The organism is Flavobacteriales bacterium (assembly GCA_013001705.1).
Classification (GTDB): Bacteria; Bacteroidota; Bacteroidia; order Flavobacteriales_D; family JABDKJ01; genus JABDLZ01.
Genome location: JABDLZ010000290.1, coordinates 1 through 6,429 on the forward strand (window position 1 = coordinate 1; position 6,429 = coordinate 6,429).

Sequence of the window (6,429 nt, forward strand, 5' to 3'; positions counted from 1 at the left end):
AGGTTTGGGACATGCGCTGCGAAGAAAAGGAGAAAAGAGGCCAAAAGGTTATTTTCAATCCACCGAAATGACGATGGACCAACAAAAGGGGTGCTTGAACTGTGGCGTGAAGCGTGATGGGGACTTCTGCCCTAGCTGTGGTCAGCGGGCATCGGTCTCCCGGTTGAGTTTCAGGGAGATAGGCTCTCAAATAAGCAGTACAGTCTTCAATCTGGAGGCTCCGCTCTACCAGACCTTCAAAGGACTCCTGACCCGGCCCGGGGCCATGATATCTGAATTCCTAGGAGGCAAACGCAAGTCCTATTACAAGCCTGTCCCCTACTACATATTGGCTGTAGCCACACATCTATTGCTCGGATATGTGGTGGGCTATGACCCTATCCAGGCGATGATCGACTCTACAGGGGGAAACGACCACATGACACCAGTGGGCCGTCAAGCTTCGTATTGGATGGCCAAGAATGTGAACTATATCCTACCGGTTTGGATCTTGCTCATCTCCTTGTTGGATAGGCTGTTCTTTTGGAAGAGCGGGCTGAATATGGCCGAACGGGTGACGGCCTATATCTTCTTGATCGCACAGTACATCTTCTTAAGCACACTGGTGATTCCTTTGACCAAGGTGGACCCTCGATTTCAAATGAGCGTATATGTGATCCTGTTCACATATATGACATATGCCATACTGAAGTTACATGGTGGAGGCTGGTGGAGAGGGGTGCGTGCCTTTGTGCTCACGTTGATCTCATTCGTGGTCTATGTCATTTTGCTGAATGTAGTGCTGATCAGCTGGTTCAGCCATTTCGGATAGCGGTCAGGCCGAGGTGATCTCTTCCAAAAGTCCGAGTAGTCGCTTCATATCGAAAGGCTTCTCCAAGAAATGGTCTGCTCCACTATCCAAGCAGGATTGCGCGGCATTGGGGTGGGCCGTGAATAGAATGACCGGTACATGGCGAACCGATTCATCTTGCTTGATCTTGCGACACAGGTCCCTACCATCCATGCCGGATAGCAGCATGTCCATGATCAAAGCCCGGGGGCTCTCTGTCTTCAATAGGTCGATGACCTCTTCTCCATGGGTGTGGGTGATCACATCGTAGCCTTTCAGTCCGAGCATCTTCTCCAACATGGTCAGGATGTCCTGATTGTCATCGATGATAAGTATGCGCTTCTGAGCCATTCTACTGGGCCTGTATGGGTATTTTGAAATAGAAAGTAGAGCCTTTTTTCAATCGACTATCGACCCCTATTTCTCCTCCATGTCTCCGTATGATATCTGCTGCGATGTACAATCCGATACCGAACCCTGGGTAGGTTCCTTCATTCTTCCCCTCCACTCTGTAGAATCTGTCGAAGATGCGCTCTTGATCCTCCTTGCTGATTCCGATGCCCTTATCGGTGACAGAGACCATCACGAAATCTTCTAAACGCTTCATCTCCACATGGATATCGCTCTCATCGGGGGTGTATTTGATGGCGTTGGTCAGAAAGTTGACAAGGACTTGGGAGATACGGGTCTCATCTCCGAATATCTTCAGTTCCTCTGATGAAGAATATACGATCCGATTGTTGGGGTTGGAATAACGTATCTCCTCTAAGACCTTATCGATCATATGATTCATACAGAACTTCTCCTTGTTCAGGATCAAGGTCCCGGATTTCATCTTGGACAAGTCAAGCATGTCGGTAATGAGACTGACCAAGGTAGCCACTTGTCTGTTGATGGTCGACAGTGAGTCGTTGAGAAATGCATCATCCGAATCCTCGTACATACCTCTCAATATGTCCACATAGCCCTTGATGGAGGTCAGCGGGGTCTTGAGTTCATGACTGGCCATGCCGATGAACACATCCTTCTCCATTTCGGCCTCCTTTATCTGCTGGATGTCCGTACTGGTCCCGATCCACATGCGTATGTTGCCTTCATCATCTTTCTCCGGTGTGGCACGACTGAGCTGCCAACGGTATTGTCCATCGTAACGTCTGAATCGGTGCTCGATGATGAAATCCTTTCCGGTAGTGATGGACTCTGTCCATAGCCTCACATTTTCAGCTTGATCATCGGGATGTACGATCTGCAGCCAATCCTCTCCTTCTATCTGTTCGTAGGTCAGACCCGAATAGTCGAAGACGGCCTGATTGAAATAATGCAAACGACCATCGGGTCCGGCAGCCCATACGAACTGAGGCATACTGTCTGCCAATAGTTTGAACTGCCGCTCGCTTTCTTCGATCTTCTCAAAAGCATCATGCAACTCTCTCCGCGCTTGGACGGATTCGGACACATCGGTCCCCACAGCTATCACACCCTCAACTTCTCCATCCGGTCCGAATACGGGCTCATAGATGAAGTTCAGATAAAGAGTGGTCATCTCATCATTGATGGATAGGGTGACGGGCATCTCTTGGGCCGAGAAGGACTTCTTGCTCTGATATACATTGTCCATGAGCTGCTTGAGACCCTGATCTATCAATTCCGGGAATATCTCGAACATCGGCCGTCCGAGCACTTCACCTTCTTGTTTTTCCACCAGATCCAGCGCCATCTGGTTCATCACACTCAGCAAGTGATCAGGCCCGATGCAATAGGTGATTGCAACAGGGGCCTGTTTCAGTACACGGGTAAGATGTGCAGATAATTCTTCCTGCCCTTTGCGCATGATGACCTTATCTGTGGTCTCCACACAGGTGACGAGCACACCGGCAATGGCACCCTGTTCATCAAAGGCCGGACTATAACTGAAGGTCCAATAGACATCTTCGATCTGCCCATTCCGATAGATGGGGACCAGCATATCCTCGAAATAGCAGGCGCCTTCTCCACTGAGCACTTGATCGATCAGCGGCTTGATGGTATCCCATATCTCAGGCCAAGCCTCCTCGCCCTTCATGCCCAGCATGTCTGGATGCTTACCTTCTTTTCCAAGACTGGGGCGGTAGGCATCGTTGTAGAAACAGGTCAGATCATCTCCCCAGAAGAGGAATCCAGGGAAGCGGGAATGAAGCATGGTTCCAAGTACGACCTTCAAGGTGGCCGGCCAATCCTTCATAGGACCGATCGTAGTGGTACTCCAATCCTTGGCCATGATCAATTGACCCATCTCTCCGGTATGTGGCACGAAGTTCTTCACCGATCGAACGGATTGGAGACTGTTAAAGAACGAAATCTTAAGATATCTTCAGTAATCCTGCATAAAGTGATACACTTCAGATCATAGTCAAATAGACTTCTTGGAGATTCCCTTTCGGCTAATTCGCTAGCTTAGTATGCTATGCTTCATGCGATTCGACTTGTCATCTGTCTGGGATTCTTGCTTATCGGGAGCTCGATAGCAGCTCAATTTACAAGCCCTGAGGTTCCATTGAACTTCTTTCATAGTAATATCAGATCTATGGAGGCTGCCGACCTGAATGCCGCATTCGGTCCCAAAGAGGTCATAATCGAATCAGGGGATACATCCATTGTCTGCTTCATGAATCAAGGAGGAGAGAGCTTTGGTGGACCCTTAGTACTCTCTGGTGAATTTCAATTCATCACCGATTTCACGGTACTTGACATGGATGCGGACGGGGATAGGGATATTGTCGTAGCTGATACAGATCAAGGTAAAGTCTATCAACTGATCAATGCCGGCTCTTTCATCTTCGGTGCATTGGAGGTCATAGCTGAAGTCGGATCACGCATAACAGATCTGCAAATTGCCGACATAAATGGCGATGGTGACGATGACCTCATCTATTGCAGTATGAATAGTGCAGAAATAGGATGGATAGAGAACGAGGGCAATGGAGACTTTGCTCTGCCTGAGGGCTATTCAGTGAGTAATGGTCTTCCGGATCAGATTAGAGCTGCCGACCTGAATGATGATGACATTTTGGACCTGCTCTATTTGGATATAGGACTTGATGAGATCTTCTACCTGCAGAATACTGGGCCCGTGTTCTCTGACCCTGAATCCATCTGGTCAGGAACAGAAGGGCTAGAAGATTTTGAAATAGCCGATATAGACATGGATGGAGACCTGGACATCGCACTTTGCTCCAGATACCAGAGTAAGATCATTTGGATCGAACAGGAGAACGGCACATTCGCTACGTCACACCTCCTTGATGATTCAGCCTATTCAGTCGATCAATTGGAAATAGCCGATTTCGATCAGGATGGTGACCCGGATGTGGTGGCGACCAGTAGAAGCAGCAATTTCAGCAAGTGGTACCTCAACGATGGTACAGGAGACTATGGTGTTGGAGGAACTCCTCCTCCTACCAACGGTAAATTCCCATGGGTACTTCGAGCGGCCGACTTCAGTAGCGATGGATCAGTCGATATTCTATACGCAGATGACAGAATGGTCTATATGGCCGTCAATGATGGTACAGGAGGATTCGATGCATTGCCGGTGATCACTCCAGAGATTCCATATCCGGGACAATTGACCGATTCTGATGTGAATGATGATTCATTCAATGACATCTTGGTAGGAGGGTTCTTCGAGTTGAATTGGCTCGAGAATGAAGAGAATAGCAGTTACGGTGTCAGCAATCTGGGAGTTTTGGGTTATTCCAGTCTAACAGTAGGTGTCGATGCAGGAGATGTCGATCAGGATGGTGACACGGACATCTGCTATTCGGTGAATAATGGTTCGCGGATGCTGATAAATGATGGTGAGGAGAACTTCGAGCTCGAATTCACCATGACCGATCCCGGGAGCTATATGGGTACGGCATTCAATGACCTTGATGGGGACGGTGACCTCGACTTGATCCTTAATCACAATACGACTATCCGGATTAAAGAAAATCTGGGAGGAGGAGTATTGGGTCCGTGGGAAGATGTAGTGACAGATGTAGATAAACTCATATCACTTCACCTGGCAGACATCGATGGCGATGGAGATGACGATTTGATCGTTGGTGATGTGTTCCCGATCATGCTCTCTACCTATGAGAATCTTGGGGGGCTGGAATTCGGACCTCAACAGGCATGGCTGCAAGAGTCCACAGGACCGAGGGACATAGACCTGGCAGATGTGGATGGAGATGGAGATCAGGATATCCTTTGTCTCACCGACCCGAGTTTGAGCCCGGTGGCAAGCATTTTATACTACGAGAACGATGGAGAGGGCAATTATTTTGACTCTCACCTGATCACCTGCGGCATCAATAATCCATGGTGCTTGGATTCGGGGGACTTCGATCAAGATGGGGATGAGGATATAGCCATTGGGGCGGTCTCTAATCTGGTCCTGTTATACAATAACGGGTCAGCAGGATTTGCTCAGAAGGTCCTGAGCAACGAGAACTATCAGATACAGGATATTCTGGCTTCGGATAGGGATGGCGATGGCGATCTGGACCTGATCCTGGCCAGGAGTCTGTTAGGATTCGTCTCTTATTTCGAGAATCACCTGAATGAAGGATGTATGGATCCTGATGCATGCAATTATGATCCGAATGCAATAGTCGATACAGGCTGCTGCTACAATTCATGCGGATGTACAGATCCTCAGGCATTGAATTTTGATGAAGCGGCAACTTGTGATAATGGCTCCTGCCAATATATCGTTGGCTGCACAGACCCCTTGGCATCCAACTATGATCCTGATGCCACATTTGACGATGGAAGCTGCATAATCGAATCTGGCTGTGCTATCCTAGGAGCCGAGAACTATGATCCTGATGCCGCCTGCAATGATGGCTCCTGTGGGTTCCTCTTGCATGGCATAGTCTTTTATGATGAGAATGAGAACGGAGTGATGGACGATGATGAATATGGCATTGCTCAGCATGAAGTTTCCTTACTTCAGAGTAATCAGACATATCTGACCAACTCCAATGGTCTGTTCTACTCCAATGCAACGGGCAGTAATGATTATACATATGAGGTCCAAGCCCATCCACTCTTTCCCTTCTATACCACCCCGAGTTCACTTGATTTCTCAGCCGATCAAGACAATTGGAACCAAGAGATATTCTTCGGTCTGAGCAATGAGACTCCTCTAGCAGAGATCAGCGCTGAATTGTTTGCTGAATTCAGCGAATATCCGTGTGATTCATTGGTGATCCATGATCTCTGTATTCAGAATCTTGGAAATAATCAGATCAATACAGACATAGCACTGACGATAGATGAGCTATACCAAGAATTCATTGCCATCGACCCCATTGACTCCTTAATGGGTGGAGTGATCCACTTTTCTTTGGACAGTTTGAATCCTGGTGAGAATGCATGTTTCTCTTTCTATCTCAGCACTCCCACGGCCGAGTTCCTAGGGGATACATTGACCATCTTCTATTCAGTGACTGCCTATTCCTCAGATGTGGAGGTGGCAACTTTGACAGGTGATTTCCATCAAGAACTCACCTGTGCCTATGACCCCAATGATAAACAGGTCTTTCCTGAAGGATATACTGAACAGCACTATGTCC

4 protein-coding genes are annotated in these 6,429 nt (G+C 48.0%); 2 read left to right on the forward strand and 2 right to left on the reverse strand.

Going from position 1 to position 6,429, the window contains the following annotated elements; all coding sequences use genetic code 11:
* Positions 1-73: 73 nt before the first annotated feature.
* Positions 74-811: a DUF3667 domain-containing protein gene (locus HKN79_11460; GenBank protein NNC84184.1), complete on the forward strand. Its 738-nt coding sequence runs from the start codon at positions 74-76 to the stop codon at positions 809-811.
* Positions 812-814: 3 nt separating this feature from the next.
* On the opposite strand, the gene HKN79_11465 is transcribed toward HKN79_11460, so the two are convergent.
* Together HKN79_11465 and HKN79_11470 are read right to left on the reverse strand one after the other, a co-directional pair.
* Positions 815-1,180 carry a response regulator gene (locus HKN79_11465; protein NNC84185.1) on the reverse strand — a complete coding sequence of 122 codons (366 nt, stop codon included), beginning with the start codon at positions 1,178-1,180 and terminating at the stop codon, positions 815-817.
* A 1-nt stretch (position 1,181) separates the two neighbouring features.
* Positions 1,182-3,131 (reverse strand): PAS domain-containing protein, encoded by a 1,950-nt coding sequence (locus tag HKN79_11470; protein NNC84186.1) that lies wholly within the window; start codon positions 3,129-3,131, stop codon positions 1,182-1,184.
* A 261-nt stretch (positions 3,132-3,392) separates the two neighbouring features.
* On the opposite strand from HKN79_11470, the gene HKN79_11475 reads away from it, so the two are divergent.
* On the forward strand, positions 3,393-6,429 hold a 3,037-nt coding region (locus tag HKN79_11475), incomplete at its 3' end, for a VCBS repeat-containing protein (protein ID NNC84187.1).